This is a genomic window from Bacillus sp. FSL P4-0248, from assembly GCF_038593305.1.
Lineage (GTDB): Bacteria > Bacillota > Bacilli > Bacillales > Bacillaceae > Bacillus > Bacillus safensis.
In genome coordinates this window covers 908226-924620 of the sequence record NZ_CP151983.1, presented here as the reverse complement: position 1 = coordinate 924620, position 16395 = coordinate 908226, and the positions used below count along the sequence as shown (strand labels likewise).

14 protein-coding genes are annotated in these 16395 nt (G+C 43.1%); 1 reads left to right on the top strand and 13 read right to left on the bottom strand.

Annotation, left to right across the window (positions count from 1 at the left end; genetic code table 11):
• Nucleotides 1–109: 109 nt before the first annotated feature.
• The 12 genes from NST65_RS04620 to NST65_RS04565 all read right to left on the bottom strand — a co-directional run bounded on the left by NST65_RS04620 (nt 110) and on the right by NST65_RS04565 (nt 14758).
• Nucleotides 110–1855, bottom strand: a complete 1746-nt coding sequence (locus tag NST65_RS04620; RefSeq protein WP_081124152.1) for a phospho-sugar mutase — start codon at nt 1853–1855, stop codon at nt 110–112.
• Between the two features lie 194 nt (nt 1856–2049).
• Nucleotides 2050–3711, bottom strand: coding sequence for a glycerol-3-phosphate dehydrogenase (gene glpD / locus NST65_RS04615; protein ID WP_034282271.1), 1662 nt, complete (start codon nt 3709–3711; stop codon nt 2050–2052).
• Between the two features lie 139 nt (nt 3712–3850).
• Nucleotides 3851–5347 (bottom strand): glycerol kinase GlpK, encoded by a 1497-nt coding sequence (gene glpK / locus NST65_RS04610; RefSeq protein ID WP_034282273.1) that lies wholly within the window; start codon nt 5345–5347, stop codon nt 3851–3853.
• 15 nt (nt 5348–5362) lie between these two features.
• Complete coding sequence (locus NST65_RS04605; protein ID WP_024425303.1) at nt 5363–6178, bottom strand: MIP/aquaporin family protein; 816 nt, start codon at nt 6176–6178, stop codon at nt 5363–5365.
• Nucleotides 6179–6393: 215 nt separating this feature from the next.
• Nucleotides 6394–6951: a glycerol-3-phosphate responsive antiterminator gene (locus tag NST65_RS04600; protein WP_024425304.1), complete on the bottom strand. Its 558-nt coding sequence runs from the start codon at nt 6949–6951 to the stop codon at nt 6394–6396.
• A 160-nt stretch (nt 6952–7111) separates the two neighbouring features.
• A complete protein-coding gene (locus NST65_RS04595; RefSeq protein WP_342489328.1) occupies nt 7112–8452 on the bottom strand; it encodes an aspartate aminotransferase family protein in 1341 nt (446 codons plus the stop codon).
• A 259-nt stretch (nt 8453–8711) separates the two neighbouring features.
• Nucleotides 8712–10304, bottom strand: a complete 1593-nt coding sequence (locus NST65_RS04590; RefSeq protein WP_342489327.1) for a PucR family transcriptional regulator ligand-binding domain-containing protein — start codon at nt 10302–10304, stop codon at nt 8712–8714.
• A gap of 33 nt (nt 10305–10337) precedes the next feature.
• Nucleotides 10338–11255 carry an AEC family transporter gene (locus NST65_RS04585; protein ID WP_046310359.1) on the bottom strand — a complete coding sequence of 306 codons (918 nt, stop codon included), beginning with the start codon at nt 11253–11255 and terminating at the stop codon, nt 10338–10340.
• An 80-nt stretch (nt 11256–11335) separates the two neighbouring features.
• Nucleotides 11336–11752 carry a VOC family protein gene (locus NST65_RS04580; protein ID WP_041116939.1) on the bottom strand — a complete coding sequence of 139 codons (417 nt, stop codon included), beginning with the start codon at nt 11750–11752 and terminating at the stop codon, nt 11336–11338.
• Between the two features lie 128 nt (nt 11753–11880).
• Complete coding sequence (locus NST65_RS04575) at nt 11881–13419, bottom strand: bifunctional GNAT family N-acetyltransferase/carbon-nitrogen hydrolase family protein (protein WP_012009394.1); 1539 nt, start codon at nt 13417–13419, stop codon at nt 11881–11883.
• A gap of 15 nt (nt 13420–13434) precedes the next feature.
• Nucleotides 13435–14100 carry an HAD family hydrolase gene (locus tag NST65_RS04570; RefSeq protein ID WP_034282284.1) on the bottom strand — a complete coding sequence of 222 codons (666 nt, stop codon included), beginning with the start codon at nt 14098–14100 and terminating at the stop codon, nt 13435–13437.
• Nucleotides 14101–14410: 310 nt separating this feature from the next.
• Nucleotides 14411–14758, bottom strand: a complete 348-nt coding sequence (locus tag NST65_RS04565) for a DUF5365 family protein (protein ID WP_342489326.1) — start codon at nt 14756–14758, stop codon at nt 14411–14413.
• A 109-nt stretch (nt 14759–14867) separates the two neighbouring features.
• Here NST65_RS04565 and NST65_RS04560 point away from each other — a divergent pair, with 109 nt between their 5' ends.
• Nucleotides 14868–15776, top strand: a complete 909-nt coding sequence (locus NST65_RS04560; RefSeq protein WP_342489325.1) for an RluA family pseudouridine synthase — start codon at nt 14868–14870, stop codon at nt 15774–15776.
• A gap of 37 nt (nt 15777–15813) precedes the next feature.
• Here the strand turns inward: NST65_RS04560 and NST65_RS04555 are convergent, their stop codons facing one another.
• Nucleotides 15814–16380, bottom strand: coding sequence for a class D sortase (locus NST65_RS04555; protein WP_034282287.1), 567 nt, complete (start codon nt 16378–16380; stop codon nt 15814–15816).
• Nucleotides 16381–16395: the final 15 nt, after the last annotated feature.

Below are 16395 nucleotides of genomic sequence, written 5' to 3'. Positions count from 1 at the left end.
TTATACCATGAGCCCCCTCGTCGCTCTTTCTCCAAAAGAATGATTTCTTCTCATCCTTTTGGCTGAGAAAAGGCCATCATGCATTCATACACGATGGCCTTGTCTTTCGTTATTTCGCTGTTTCTTCCACAATATCATAAACGACTTTCATCACTTCTTCTGACAAATGCTTTAACTTTTCTTCACTATCTGTTAAAGACGTGCCTTTGACTGCAATATAAAATTTCACTTTAGGCTCAGTGCCGGAAGGTCTTAAGCAGAACCACGAACCATCCTCAAGGAAATATTTCAGCACATTTGATGCTGGCAGGTGAATGGTTTCCTCTTTCTTTTCAGCCACAAGTTGTCTTTGACTTGATTGATAATCCTCAATCACTGTGATGCGCTGCCCTGCGATGGCAGCTGGCGGATTTGTTCTAAAGGTATGAAGGATCGCTGAAATCTGCTCTGCTCCTTCTTTTCCTTTTAAGGTTAACGACTTTAATCCTTCCCGGTAAAATCCAAACTGCTTAAAAATATCGACAAGCGCATCGTACAAGGACTTGCCCTGCTTTTTATAGAAAGCAGCAACTTCAACGGCTAAAAGTGCCGCTTGCACCGCATCTTTATCTCGGGCAAAATCACCGATTAAATAGCCATAGCTCTCTTCATAACCGAATTGAAACGTGTATTCTCCGCTCTTTTCAAACTGCTTAATTTTTTCTCCAATAAATTTAAAGCCTGTGAGTGTGTCTATCGTGTCGGCACCAAAAGCTGATGCTACAGCGCGCCCAAGCTCACTTGTGACAATGGTTTTCATCACAACGGGACGAGGCGGCAATTGACCCAGCTTTTGTTTTTCAGACAATAAATAATGAAGCAGCAGGGCGCCTGTCTGGTTGCCTGTTAAGACAGTAAATTCTCCTTCGTGATCTCTGACCGCAATGCCTAACCTGTCAGCGTCTGGGTCTGTGGCAATGAGGATATCTGCATTTTGTTTTTCACCAAGCTTGATGGCGTACTCAAATGCTGCATGCTCCTCTGGATTCGGCGAGGTCACTGTTGAGAATTGTGGATCTGGTTTTTCCTGCTCAGGCACAACAGTGACATGCTGATATCCAAGAGCCTGCAGCCCGTTTCTGACAGGGTGATTGGCTGTCCCATGAAGCGGAGTAAACACGACTTTGACATCGACCTCATGTGCCAGCTCAGGGTGCACACTAATGGTTTTTAATTTTTCAATATAAGCATGGTCGATTTCTTCTCCGATTATTTTGATCAGCCCTTGCTGTTTCAACGTTTCTTCAGAATCAACTGAAATCGACAGTTCATTTTCAATTGCATCTACTTCTTGAATGACTTGATCTGCTTCAAATGGAGGCAGCTGCCCGCCATCTTCACCATACACTTTATAGCCATTATATTCTGGTGGATTATGACTTGCTGTCACGACGATTCCAGCAAATGCATGCAGCTCACGAACCGCAAAGGAGAGCTCTGGTGTCGGACGCAATTCATTAAATACGTACGTTTGAATGCCCTGTGTAGCAAGTGTTCTGGCTGCTTCCATTGCAAATTCAGGCGATTTATGGCGTGAATCATATGCAATGGCGACGCCTCTATTTTTTGCATCCTCTCCATGTTTCGCAATATACGCAGCAAGACCTGCTGATGCTTTACGAACAGTGTACACATTCATTCGGTTCGTGCCTGCACCAATCTCACCGCGCATTCCTCCAGTGCCGAACTCAAGGTTTTTGTAGAAACAGTCTTCAAGGGCCTGGTGGTCATCTTGATGCGTCTCCAGCCATTCCTTCAGTTCAGTATCCAGGTGCTTCTCATTGATCCATCGCTCATAATTCGTCTTCCAACTCATGGTCGTCCTCCCCAGCTCTTATCATCAATAAAATAACATCTACTGTTATTTTATATGGAATCATCCTTTATGTCATGCTATATCATTAGCAGTTGGAAAAAATGTTGCACAAATAAAAAAAGCCGATACATGATCGGCTTTCAGATTGTTGACAAAGGGCTAAAATGATCTTGCTTTAGCCCTTTGTCTTCTTTTTATTCAGCATCAAGCGGTACGACTGCTTCATGGAATAGTTGATCTAATTCTGTTTGATATTTCTGTTTTGCTGCTTCATCCCAGCCAAAACGTTCTGCCATATAATCGATGACTGGCTGTGCATATTTTTTTGCCCAATTGATATTAAATAATAGGCTTCCTGTTCTTCTTAAGAAGAAGTCAACAGGAGTAACGGCTAATTCTTCTTCAATCGCATAGACAAGCTCTGCCAGTACATACGCTGGAATATTTCGTTTGTCTGCTTCCCCTTGAAGCTGCTCGACACGTTTGAAGAGACTGCTGACATTTGAGCCATATTTTTCAGCTAGTTTTTGTGCAATCGGTTCTGTTAAACCAACAGATGCTCCTTCTGCTGTTTTCGCTTGAACAAAGGCTGCCATGTTTTTAGATCCGCCTACATGGCCGCCTGAGATTGGCATATGCTTTGTTTTACATGGTCCATAATCTTTGCCCGTTTCCTGTTTCAGTCCATCACGTACTAGATCGACAATATGCTCAGCCATTTTACGGTAGCCTGTTAATTTACCGCCAGCAATGGTGATTAAGCCTGAAGATGATGTCCACACTTCATCCTTACGAGAAATTTCTGAAGGATCCTTGCCCTCTTCATGAATGAGCGGACGAAGACCGGCCCAATTGGATTCTACATCTTTTTCTGTAATATTGAGATCAGGGAACATGTACTGAATCGCTTGGATGACATAGTCACGATCGGCCTTTGTCATACGCGGGTGCTCCAGCTGTTTTTTGTACACTGTATCTGTTGTTCCAACGTACGTTTTGCCTTCTCTTGGAATGGCAAAGACCATACGTTTATCAGGTGTGTCAAAGTAAATCGCTTGTTTTAATGGAAAGACCGATTGGTCAAATACTAAGTGAATTCCTTTTGTATGCTGTAAGTGTTTTCCTTCTTTTGAGTGGTCCTTGTCTCTCAGCTGATCTACCCATGGACCTGTCGCATTGACGATCTTCTTCGCATACACATCGTATGTTTTCTGCGTCATGACATCTTCAATGACAACACCAACCACTTTGCCTTTATCATAAATAAATTCTTTTACTTTCGCATAGTTGACCGCCTCCGCTCCAAATTTCACAGCCTCTTTCATGACTTCGATTGTGAGGCGTGCATCATCTGTACGGTATTCAACATAGTAGCCGCCGCCTTTTAAGCCGTCCTTTTTGACAAGCGGTTCTTTTTCAAGTGTTTCTTTTGCACTTAGCATGCTTCTGCGTTCACTATGCTTTACGCCAGCTAAAAAGTCATACACTCTAAGTCCAATAGAGGTTGAAAACTTACCAAATGTCCCGCCTTTATGCATCGGAAGAAGCATCCATTCTGGCGTTGTGACATGAGGACCATTTTCGTATACAATGGCACGCTCTTTACCGACCTCTGCGACCATTTTCACTTCAAATTGTTTTAAATAACGAAGTCCGCCGTGCACTAGTTTCGTTGAGCGGCTAGACGTACCTGCTGCGAAATCCTGCATTTCTGCAAGACCGACACGCATTCCGCGTGAAGCCGCGTCAAGTGCTGTACCAGCGCCTGTTATACCCCCACCAATGATAAACACATCATATGGTTTTTTTGTCATTTCCTGCAGCATTTGTTCTCTTTCTAAGCTAGAAAAAGTCATCTCTTGTTCCTCCCATGTTGTACGGTAAAGAAAAAGAGACCGCAAACACCCAAAGCGTATTTCTACACTTCGGTGCCTGCGGTCTCTCCAGTTCTCCAACCGTTCTATTAACTTACTTGAAGTATACCATACTTTTGGTTTATTTGAAAGCTTGAGCTGCTTTTACAGCCTTTTTCCACCCGCTGTATAACGAGTCGCGGCTGTCCTCTTCCATTTTAGGGTCAAAGCGCTTGTCAAGGTTCCATTGTTTTGCAATGTCTGAACGGTCGTTCCAGAAGCCAACTGCTATTCCCGCAAGATAGGCCGCACCGAGTGCCGTCGTTTCATTAATTTCTGGACGCTCTACTGGTACATCCAGCAAATCACTTTGGAAGCCCATTAAGAAATCATTCTTTACAGCTCCGCCATCCACACGCAACGTTTTTAATGAGATGTTTGAATCCTTTTCCATCGCATCTAAAACATCCTTCGTTTGATAAGCAAGTGATTCTAACGTTGCACGGACAAAGTGCTCTTTAGAAGTACCGCGTGTTAATCCGAATACAGCGCCTCTGACATCACTGTCCCAGTATGGTGTGCCTAGACCAACGAATGCTGGAACGACATATACGCCCTCTGTTGACTCAACGCGCTTTGCATAGGCTTCGCTGTCTTTTGAGTCTTTAAACATTCTCAGTCCGTCGCGCAGCCACTGAATCGCTGAACCAGCTACGAAAATACTTCCCTCTAAAGCATATTCAACTTTACCGTCAATGCCCCATGCAATTGTCGTTAGTAAACCATGATCCGACTTAATTGCTTTTTCCCCTGTATTCATCAACATGAAACATCCTGTACCATACGTGTTCTTCGCCATTCCTTCTTCAAAGCAAGCCTGACCGAATAGTGCAGACTGCTGGTCTCCCGCCGCTCCTGCAATCGGGATATTTCTGCCGAAGAAGTGATAGTCTGTTGTTTCACCATAGATGTGTGAGGATGGTTTCACCTCTGGAAGCATAGAAGCAGGTACGCCAAGAATATCAAGTAATTCTTCATCCCATTTCAGATCGTAAATGTTGAACATTAATGTTCTTGACGCGTTGGAGTAATCTGTGACGTGTGATTGACCGCCTGTCATCTTCCAAATGAGCCATGTATCAATTGTGCCAAACAGCAAGTCGCCATTTTCTGCTTTCTCACGAGCACCTTCTACATTATCTAAAATCCATTTTACTTTTGTCCCTGAGAAATAAGCATCAATGAGAAGACCCGTTTTATTTCTAAACGTTTCATTGTGTCCTTGCGCTTTTAACTCTTCACAAATGCCAGACGTTTGTCTAGACTGCCAAACAATTGCATTATAAACGGGTGCGCCTGTATGTTTATCCCAAACAACTGCTGTCTCACGCTGGTTCGTAATTCCGATACCGGCGATTTGATCTGCTTCAATGCCTGATTCAATTAAAGCAGTTGAAATGACGGATAGAACAGAGCTCCAAATTTCATTTGCATTATGTTCTACCCAGCCTGGGTTCGGAAAATATTGATTAAATTCCTTCTGAGCTGTATGGGCAATTTTGCCTTCTTGATCAAATAAGATCGCTCTTGAGCTTGTTGTCCCTTGATCTAAAGCGAGAATATATTTTTCTTTTGCCATGATGTTTTCCTCCCCTTACATACTTTCATTTACAGCATTTGTTTGATTTTTCGTAGAGACATAGAGTCCTAACAATACCACAACTAAAATAACGCTTACAATCCAAAAGGCTGGAGTGATGTTCGCTTTAAAGGCTGCATTGTAGAAAACACCGCCAAATGCGCCGCCTAAAATTGGACCAACGACTGGCACCCAAGCATACTTCCAATTCGATGGACCTTTACCTGGAATCGGCAGAATCGCATGTGCAATTCTCGGACCTAAATCACGTGCAGGATTGATTGCATAACCAGTTGTTCCACCTAATGAAAGACCAATTGCCACAATTAAGAATCCAACAATCAGCGGATTGATTCCGTCTGCGAATTTATTTGCACCAATCGCTAAGATTCCTAGAACCAATACAAATGTACCGATGACTTCACTAAGTACGTTTGCAAAAGTATGCGGAATCGCAGGACCAGTTGAGAATACACCCAGCTTTGCACCTGGATCGTCTGTTGCTTTCCAGTGCGGTAAGTAATGTAAAAAGACAATAATAGCTCCTATTAATGCGCCAAGCATTTGACCGGCAATATACATTGGTACGTCAGCCCAAGGAAAACTTCCTTCAAGCGCAAGCCCAATTGTTAGTGCTGGATTCAAATGCGCTCCGCTGATTCCACCTGTTGCATAAGCTGCTATGGCTACTGCAAATCCCCATCCGAAAGCGATTACAATCCAGCCGGACTGATATGCGAGCGATTTCTTTAAATTGACTGCCGCACATACACCGCCTCCAAAAATAATGAGAAGCATTGTACCTACGACTTCACCCCAAAATGGTGTCATGAAAATTCCTCCTCTGGTTCAGTTGCCATCCCCTATGAATGTGTAAAAAAAGATAAAGAAAAAAGATCCACAACAAACATACTTTACATCAGGGTCATTTGTCACCTAGTAAAGCGCTGTTGTGGATCTCCGTTTCTCCATCACATGATATTAACTTAGTGCTATAGTATCAGAGGATGAAAACGTTGTCAATCAATTTTCACATTTTATCTTTTTCACTTTTGGAACGCTTTCCAAAGGGCTGTATTCGATGTTGTCACAGCTGTAGCTCCTGCTTCAAGTGCTCTTTCTACATCTTCTTTTGTGCGGATAAACCCGCCTGCAAATATTGGAATACCAGCTCGCTCGCGCACTTCTGTAATTAAATCCGGCACAACCCCTGGCAATACTTCAATAAAATCTGGGCGATGTTTCCCTACGAACTCCATACTTTTTTCCATGGCACTTGTATCAAGTAAAAACATTCGCTGAATGGCATATACCTTCTTTTGCTTGGCTTTTACTATGACAGAAGACCTAGTAGAAATAATTCCTGCCGGCTTCATTTCCTGACAAATAAATTCCGTTCCATACTCATCATGTTTGATCCCATGAATGAGATCGACATGAACAAACATTTTTTTATGATGGGCATTTGCCTCATTCATGATGCCCTTTAGCCGGCCTAAATGGACATCAAGTAACACCCCGTATGTAAATGGACTTTTTAAAAATTCCTCAAATTGCTTCATATTGCGAACAGCAGGTAGAATGGGTTGATCATGAAAACTCATATGCCGTCTCCTTCTAAAGTGTATTGGTTCAGTCTTCTCCTAACAGTAATAGAATCTCTTCTATTTTTCAATACACCTAGTGTATCCAATGCTGATTTCACCTAGCAGATCTTAATGTATGTGCTCTTCCCATAGAAAAAAGCAGAGAAAAATCTCTCTGCTATAACTGTGCCATGCTTTCTTTTAGCGTGTTGATAATAAATGAAGCGTCTTCGGCTGTTATATTTAGCGGAGGTGCAAGCTGGGCAACGTTATTATAGCCGGCAACCGTATCACCATTTTTCCCGATGATCAGTCCGCGTTTTTTACATTCTGCAATTAATTGACCGACAACCTGTGGGTCAGCTGGTTTTTTGGACTGTTGATCCTGGACAAGCTCAATTCCAAACAGCAGGCCTTTCCCTCTGACATCACCGACAAATGGATGCTCTTTTAACTCTTGCAAACGTTCGAGCATGTCTTGCCCAAGCGTGTCAGACCGTTCTACTAATTTCTCGTTTTCCATGATCTCTAGGTTGGCAAGTGCAACCGCACAAGAAGCAGGGTGACCGCCAAATGTATTTACATGGCGCAGCCTGTCATACGTATCTTCCCCTGCGTACGCTTCATAAATTTCTCGTTTCACGCACGTTGCAGAAAGAGGTAAGTAGCCGCTTGTGATCCCTTTTGCCATTGTGATAATGTCCGGCTTTACTTCCTCATGCATAAAACCAAACCGCTTCCCTGTCCGGCCAAATCCGCAGATGACTTCATCCACAATGAGAAGCGCTCCATGAGCCTCACAGATGTCTTTGACCTTCTTCAAATACCCTTTCGGAGGCATTAAGATACCGCCGCCTGTAATAATCGGCTCCATAATGACCCCAGCAATGGTCTCACTTAGTTCCCACGTCATGGCTTGATCGATTGCCGCTGCACTTGCCAATGTATCTTGATCCTCAGGATGACGATACATATCAGGCGGTGCGACATGGATAAAGCCTTGACCTAATGGTTCATATTTATATTTACGCTGCGCCTGCCCCGTTGCGGCAAGGGCTGCTGCTGTATTGCCGTGATACGACCGATACCTGGAGATGAACTTTGTTCTTGTGCTCTCTTCTTTTTGCGCATGATATTGTTTGGCGATCTTAAATGCGGCTTCATTGGCTTCAGAACCGCTGTTAGAAAAGAAGATGACATAGTCCCCGCCAAGCCATTCATTTAGCTTTTCAGCCAGCTGAATCGCAGGCACATGGCTTTGCGTCAGCGGATAGTAAGGCATTGTATTTAGCTGCTTATATGCCGCTTCTGCCAGCTCTTTTCTGCCATAACCGGCATTTACACACCAAAGACCTGACATCCCGTCTAAATAGCGATTCCCATGAATATCAGTCACCCATGCGCCTTCTGCCTCGTGAATGACCATGCTTTCATTTTCCTTGTTTGTCCCTTTCATATGGTGCCAGATCAACTGATCATCTTTCGCCTGAAGATTTTGAGCCTGCTCATGTATTTTCATCTTCCCGCCCCCATGTATCCGTTTTCATCATTAAAGAAGCTTAGACCGGTTCAGCAGCACACTGCCTCTCCATTCATTATATGGATGAAAAGGGAGGCATATGAAACTGAAACTAGGCCGCCCGTAAGAGAGAACCAATCGTTACTTTCATTATAAAAAAGGGGACGGGCTGATTACATTAGACAGATCGTCAACTGATTGAAAAGAACCATAAGACACTCTACTCGGTTGCCTTAGCAAATCTAACATACCTACCTTGTTAACGGCGATTTCCTTGCAGGAATTCATATGCAAGAATCGCAAATTCAAGCGCCTGTCGTTTCGGTGCCTGCATCATATCCTCACCAAGCAATGCATGCAGTTTATCGAGTCTATGATAAAGGGTCTGCCTAACAATATAGAGCCGGCTTGCAGTTTCCTTTTTAGAACCGTTTGTCTGTAAAAAGATATTCAGCGTTTGATAGAGTCTTCCGCTATTTTGCTTATCATATAAAATCACAGGCTCCAAATACTCTTTCACCATACATTCAAGCAGTCCGCTTTCCTGCATGACAGGCATAAGACGGAGCATATGCAAATCTTGATAAAATGGGCTTTCCACCCGCTGGGGCATCACTTTCTTTATATGCAGCACTTCTTTGGCTGCCTGAAAGCTTTTTCTCATATGCTGAAACTGTTCACAATATGGACCGATGCCAAATTTGATCACAGTTCCGCGGGGCTGCTCCCGATCATACAATTGTTTGATGTCAGTTGCCGCCTTCTCTGCACGCTCTTTCCAGTCCTTCTTCTTTCTCGTGTTCAATAAAATAAACAAGGTTTGTCCTTGATGCTCATACGGAATCAAGTGGAAACCTGCTCGCTGAAAGATGGAGCGGCACGATACGAGAAAATAAAGATTTCCTGCAATTTCTTCGATTTGATGATGCTTTTGAAAGAGCATGACCACACAGCCGGTTGGTTTTTTCAATCCTTCTGTTTCTTCAAGATGCTCTAAAATATCTCTTTCTGAATGCTCTTCTTGGAACCATTTTTGCAGCCATTCGTTCTCTTTTGTCTTCTTCAATTCTTCTGTATAAAGCTCTCTTAGCGTTTGCTGGGCAAGAGCATTTGCTCCTTTATCCATAACGAGCAGTTCGAATTCTGAGAGTGTGTTTGTTTGATGAATGAGCACAAGGTCTGCAAATGTCTGCTTGAGTGCAAGCACTTCTTTTTTGGTCACTTCATATCCTTTTGGCAAGGAAGCAAACTGTAAATAATTCATGACCAGCTCTTCGGTTTGTTTAGAGGAATCACATAAAATAATCGGCTCCCCCTGAACAGGAATAAGTAAAAGAATGCCCCTTACGTGCTGATACACTTGATCCAAAATATCCATCTGCGGATGCGGAGTCAGCAAAAGCTCATTCAGCTTTGATGACAGTGCTTCTAAATCAGCCATCATTTGATACTGGCGTTCAATCATCCTCGTATGGAGATGCTGTGTAATGTTGACGAATTTCACTTCTTTTGTAAACAGAATCAGCGGAAAATCTCTTTCTTCTGCATACGCAATCAGTTCTTCCGGCACATCGAATCTGAGCGGAACAAATTCAATACACAAGCCTGCCGCACCAGAATCGATCAGCTGTTTTAAAAATGCTTGAAACACATCCAATTGATCATGAAAGCCTGCGGCTGTTGTTAGTATGAGCTCTCCCCCATTTAACAAATCTTCTACAGCAGGCACTTCTAGCACATGGACCCATTTGACCTGCCGAAACAATCCCTTTTCTCCTGCTAACACTTTTGCATGGGCAAAATACTTTGTTTTCAACACATCACTCACTTGAAAATGAACATCTGCATTCATTGATATGTCCCCCTTTGTTTTGCCGCCTATCCCCTATCCCAGAGGGTGCATAGATAAAATCCATAATAAAACTGGTAATGTCACGATGCTTAAAACGGTACTGAGAAATGTCGTGCTTGAGACAAACTCAGGCTTCGTTCGAAATTGTACAGCCATCAGCGTGGTATTTGCTGCTGTCGGCATGGCTGCAACTAAGATCATAATTTGTTTCACCAAATCATCTACCGGTAAAATGAGCGTAAAACCAAATGCGATGAGAGGTGAGATAAACAGCTTCAGCAATACAGCATAAGAAATATTTCGATAATCCACTTGCTTAAAAGAAATGACGGCGAGCTGCATGCCTAAAATAAGCATAATCGTCGGTATGGCGGCATCCCCCACAAGCTGGACACCCGTCATCACCTCTCTAGGTAATGAAAGATCAAGCAGCTGAAATAATAGACCGAGGAGTGCCCCATATGCAACCGGCATACGCAGCACTTTTTTCAGCACAACCTTTCCATCTCCTGCATCCTCTCCGCCCTTTGCTGCATAATACATACCGATTGTACTCATGACAAGCTGCTGCAGTACCATTAAAACGATGGCAATATCTAAACCAGCAGCTCCGAAGACAAGCAGGACAACGGGTGTGCCGTAATTCCCATTGTTCATAAAGGCTGACGACAGAATCATGGCACAATACATTTCATTCGAATAACCATAAATACGAGATAAAATAAAAACGCATAAAACAAGTGAAAGACAAAGTCCGACGACAAAAATAGATAGGTACACATAGTCCATCGATACTTTGTTTTGATAAAAGGTTTCAAACGCAAGAAATGGTGACATTAAATATAAAGACATTGATGAGAGCGTATGTATGTCAAAACCAATGGCCTTCTGCCCAATATATCCGATAAGAAAGATACCGAACACTGGCAGTAAGACAAGTAAAAACTCCATGCTGCACCTACTTTTCTCTAGATGAATTCCTATTCTTCCTCATTATCATACCACTGTTAAACAATAAAAAAGAAGCACCCTTATGAAAGGCCGCTTCTCTCTTCATCCATATAGAATACTTCCCACAAATGACCATCAAGATCTTGAAAGCTCCAGCCATACATGAACCCATGATCCTGCTTTTCCTTAAACGGTGAACCGCCTGCTGCCATCGCCTGCTCGACAAGCTCATCGACCTCTTTTCGTGAATCAACCCGCATAGAGACAATGACCTCTGATCCCTGCCTTGCATCCACCAATTGTTTCTCTGAGATGGTTTGAAAATGCTTATGGGATAACAGCATGACCGTAATAGTGTCACCAATGACCAAACAAGCTGCCTGATCATTCGTAAGCTGCTCTTGAAACTCAAAACCCAGCTGCTCAAAAAAAGCCTTTGATTCCTTGACATGCTTTACCGGCAAATTGATATACAAATGTTTAGCTTGTCGTCCCATGTTCCTCTCCTTTTTGAACACATGATCTCCTTTCAGTATATTCAGATTTTGCTCCGGCATCCCTTTGTCAATTGAAAAAATCTGATGTCATCAAAAAGAAGCGCCTCAACAATAGGCGCTTCCTTCCATTATTTCTTATATTCAATATGGTACACGTCTCTTCTTCGGTCTTTGAGCTGACGTACCGTTCCATCTTGCCGCTGTCTTCTTAAAATTTCTAAATCGACATCGCCAACGACAACCATTTCTATATTCGGATTACACTCACCTACAATCCCATCTCTTGCAAATTCAAAGTCAGATGGGGCAAAAATCGCTGACTGTGCATATTGGACATCCATATTTTCGGTTTGCGGAAGGTTTCCAACAGTTCCTGAGATCACGGTATAAATCTGGTTTTCAACCGCTCTAGCCTGTGCACAGTAACGCACTCTTAAATAGCCTTGGCGGTCTTCTGTACAGAACGGCGTAAAAATAATTTTCGCTCCTTTATCAGCTGCAATCCGAGCAAGCTCAGGAAATTCAATATCATAGCAAATTTGGATTGCAATTTTACCGCAGTCTGTATCAAATACCCGAACCTGATCACCTGCTGAAATCCCCCACCATTTTCTTTCATTCGGTGTGATATGGAGCTTATATTGCTTTTCAATTGTTCCATCACGTCTAAATAAATAAGCGATATTGTAGATTTTCCCTTCCTCTTCAACGAAATGTGATCCGCCGATGATGTTAATGTTGTACTTCACAGAAAGGTCTGTGAACAAATTAATGTAGTCCTCGGTATATTCCGTGATCCGCTGCACTGCAAGACTTGGGGAGCGTTCCTCCAAGTAAGACATGAGCTGCGTTGTAAAAATTTCTGGGAATACGGCAAAGTCAGCTGACGCATCTGATGCGACATCAACATAATACTCCACCTGATTCATGAATTCCTCGAAGGAATGAATTTGTTTCATCGCATATTGAATGACGCAAATACGAACTGGGAATGCCGATTTATAATATCTCTTCGATTGCGGACGATAATCGACGTTGTTCCATTCCATTAACGTCGCATATGTGCTGGATGCCTTATCATCCGGCAAGTAATTCGGATTGATCCGCATGAGGCTGAATTCATTTAACAGCTGAAAAGATAAAACAGGATCATAAATTTGGTGAAGCATGACCTGCTCCACATATTGACGAGGCGTCATTTCCTCTTGATATTTATGATAATTCGGGATGCGTCCGCCAATGATGATGCTTTTTAAATTTAATCTTCTCGCTAAGTCTTTTCTTGCTTCATATAAACGATGGCCAATTTTCATGCGGCGGTATTCAGGACTAACCATCACTTCAATTCCATACATATTCATCCCATCTGGATTATGGTTAGTGATGTACCCATCATCTGTGATGTCCTGCCAAGTATGACGGTCATCGTATTCATCAAAGTTAATTAATAAACTTGAACAAGAGCCAATGATTTCTCCCTCAAATTCAGCACAAAACTGACCTTCTGGGAAATGCTCAAGATGGCTTTCAAGGTGCTCTCGTTTCCAAGGGTCCATGCCCGGAAAGCATACCTCCTGCAAGGCGATGATTCGGTCAATATCTTCTTCCCGGATATTACGGATCACCATTCTTTTTTCAAACCGCGTTAAATCGAGTTTTTCTGCCATGATGTTTTTGCCCCCTTACTGATCCTCTTTTTCAAGCTGATGGAATAGCTGGAGCAATTCGATTTCAGCCATGGATTCTAATCTGACATCATATTCTTCAAACTGCAGCGTGCTCGTCACTTTGTTTGGGACGATGACGCATTTCATGCCTGCACGTTTGGCAGCAATTGATCCATTCACTGAATCCTCAAATGCCACACAATCCTTTGGCTCTACACCTAAGCAGCTTGCGGTTTGCAAATAAAGCTCTGGATGAGGTTTGACTTCTTCCACATCATCTGACGTACGGATACATTCAAAGTAATCGAAAAGACCAATTTGCTTCAGGTGATCAGACACCCATTTATAGTCTGAGCTGGAAGCAAGTCCAATCTTGATTCCAAGCTCCTTCGCTGCCTGTAAATAAGCTTCTACGCCAGGTCGTGCTGATTCATCCTTCATTCTCTTTTGAAAACGAGAACGCCGGTCCGCTGTGAGTGCCTCATGATCGAGCGTCTTTCCTAGCTGCTTTTCTAAGTATTCAAAAGGCTTAAAGCCCGCCTGCGTCCCGATGACGTTACCCCATACAGAAAGAGGCAGTTCCGACTCATGCTCTGCAAACATTTCTTGTAAAACTTCATATTCATGTGTTTCTGTATCTAAAATTAATCCGTCAAAATCAAATATAATCGCCTTTACCAACGAGGCCACTCCTTTTTTTTACGAAAGTCTTTAATATGATACTCAATGCTATCATATCGTGAATAAAATTGACTTTCAAAGATGAATGTCTGCTAAAATAATTATGTATAAAAGGAGCCTGTACCATTTTGTCAGGCTCCTACCCGTGTTCGGTTTATTCTGCAAGAGGTCCAAGCGCTCCGATTCGTGGAGAAATAGGCAATGTTGAAAAAGAGCGGGTTTGGTATTACAGATCTAAAGGTTTCTCCGTTCCCTTAAAAATAGTATGTGCGGCAGCCTTGTAAGTTAACAAGGAAGTTCACACCAACTTTTACGCATTTTGAAGGCGGCGGCTGGCAAAATCGTCTAAATCAAACGGAAAAGAAAAGCCGCATGCATTGACCTGCTCACGGTTTCGCTCGAATAGCTCACGATCACGCTTTGTAATATGGCGTTTAGGTTTTACAATAATGGTATGTAATAGCTGAAGTCCCGATAAAATACGAAAAGCATCGTCCATCGTTCCGTTATAAACCCCTTCAACAAAGGTCAGCGGGCGTTCTTGTTGACGCGCAACTGGGTTTTCACCGACAGCATGGGATAGAAGATCTTCAACATCCTTTGATATTTCTTCAATTGCCTGCTCTTGCAGGTCTGTAGCAGCTTTCATTATTCTCACGTGGCATCTACCTCTCTGTCGTTAGTTCTCCATTCAGAATAGCACAGAAAAAAAGGCGTTCGCCAAGGTAAGTGTTTCCTATATATACCCAAAGAGAGGAACGGATATTATGAATATTAACGGGCACACGCTCTCACTAAAAGCAGGTGAGCAGCATCATGACACTTCACTTAGTCAGTTTTTAAAAACTGCCGTATCGGCCTCAAAACCGATTATCCATTTTTGGATGGAGCATCAAAAAATACGTTTAAATCAAAAGCCTGCCCATCACGCGGCAAAAGTCAGTACAGGCGATCACATCCTGATCGATTTATTTGAAACGGAAGAAAGTGATGTGACGCCAGAATATGGTGAATTAGAGGTGCTCTTTGAGGACGAGCACTTATTGATTGTGCAAAAGCCCGCTGGACGGCCAACGCACCCGAATGAAAAGGGACAAACGGGCACACTGGCAAACCTTGTGGCCTTTCATTTTCAAGCAAATGGCGAGGAAAAGCGAGTGAGACATATTCACAGACTCGATCAAGACACAAGCGGCACGGTCATTTTTGCTAAACACAGATTAGCTCATGCTGTGCTTGATCAAATGCTTTCTAAAAAAACGATCACCCGAACTTACATCGCTATCGCAGAAGGACTTTTCAAGAAAAAGAAAGGCACGATCGATGCAGCGATCGGACGTGACAAGCATCATGCCGTCAGACGAAGAATCTCTCCTACTGGTCAAAGTGCTGTGACTCATTTTCAGGTTATGGACACCAATAAACGCCTGCAAATGACAGCCGTTAAGCTGCAATTAGAGACCGGAAGAACACATCAAATTCGTGTCCATCTTAGCAGTCTTGGGCATCCTTTAGCCGGGGATTCACTTTATGGCGGTGCTCGCGCTTATATCAACAGATGCGCTCTTCACGCCAAACAAGTAGACATGACACATCCTTTTACAGGTGAGCATCTGAGCATAGAAGCGCCGCTTCCACCAGATATGGCTCAGCTCATGGACGAGATCATTCATTAAAAAAGAGCCTGCTGATTAAATGCAGGCTCTTTCTTCATTAGACAGATGCTCTTTTTGCATAAATAATATATCGCTCTGGTGCATTGCCGACGAAATGAAATGGATAGCATGTCGTTAACACGAGCTCTTCTTTTTCATTCTGCAAAGTAATAATGGATGTATCATGCTGATCCACGATTTTCGTATGTGTGATTTCATAAAGAAACTCACCATACGGCACAGTGATTTTCAGCTGATCCCCAATATCCAGCTCACCTGTTCGGCGAAATACCGTGTCGCGATGGCCAGATAGGACGATTTGTCCCTTTTGATCAGGGTAATAACTGCCTTTGTAATGCCCGACTCCTTTGGCAAGATCATCCGCATCTGTCCCTTCGACAATGGGAAGGTCTGCTTTTAATTTCGGAATCGTCAGGATGCCAGAGGCTTTCCCCACTTCAGGAGAAAACTGCTTCTTTGACATCCTTTGATCGTCCGCTACCGCTTTCTTCGCGGCTTCTAATGATTGTGCTGTTTGAAGGTGTGTAGAGGCGATTTGCCAAATTCCCCAGCCGAGCAAGACAATTCCTGCTGTCATCACAGTAAGTGCAAGCCACTTTTTCATGCTTAAACTCCTTTA

Bases quoted from the DNA above. Each gene is read 5' to 3' on its own strand.
- NST65_RS04620 (WP_081124152.1), bottom strand. From the start codon at position 1,855: ATGAGTTGGAAGACGAATTATGAGCGATGGATCAATGAGAAGCACCTG.
- glpD (WP_034282271.1), bottom strand. From the start codon at position 3,711: ATGACTTTTTCTAGCTTAGAAAGAGAACAAATGCTGCAGGAAATGACA.
- glpK (WP_034282273.1), bottom strand. From the start codon at position 5,347: ATGGCAAAAGAAAAATATATTCTCGCTTTAGATCAAGGGACAACAAGC.
- NST65_RS04605 (WP_024425303.1), bottom strand. From the start codon at position 6,178: ATGACACCATTTTGGGGTGAAGTCGTAGGTACAATGCTTCTCATTATT.
- NST65_RS04600 (WP_024425304.1), bottom strand. From the start codon at position 6,951: ATGAGTTTTCATGATCAACCCATTCTACCTGCTGTTCGCAATATGAAG.
- NST65_RS04595 (WP_342489328.1), bottom strand. From the start codon at position 8,452: ATGAAAATACATGAGCAGGCTCAAAATCTTCAGGCGAAAGATGATCAG.
- NST65_RS04590 (WP_342489327.1), bottom strand. From the start codon at position 10,304: ATGAATGCAGATGTTCATTTTCAAGTGAGTGATGTGTTGAAAACAAAG.
- NST65_RS04585 (WP_046310359.1), bottom strand. From the start codon at position 11,255: ATGGAGTTTTTACTTGTCTTACTGCCAGTGTTCGGTATCTTTCTTATC.
- NST65_RS04580 (WP_041116939.1), bottom strand. From the start codon at position 11,752: ATGGGACGACAAGCTAAACATTTGTATATCAATTTGCCGGTAAAGCAT.
- NST65_RS04575 (WP_012009394.1), bottom strand. From the start codon at position 13,419: ATGGCAGAAAAACTCGATTTAACGCGGTTTGAAAAAAGAATGGTGATC.
- NST65_RS04560 (WP_342489325.1), top strand. From the start codon at position 14,868: ATGAATATTAACGGGCACACGCTCTCACTAAAAGCAGGTGAGCAGCAT.
- NST65_RS04555 (WP_034282287.1), bottom strand. From the start codon at position 16,380: ATGAAAAAGTGGCTTGCACTTACTGTGATGACAGCAGGAATTGTCTTG.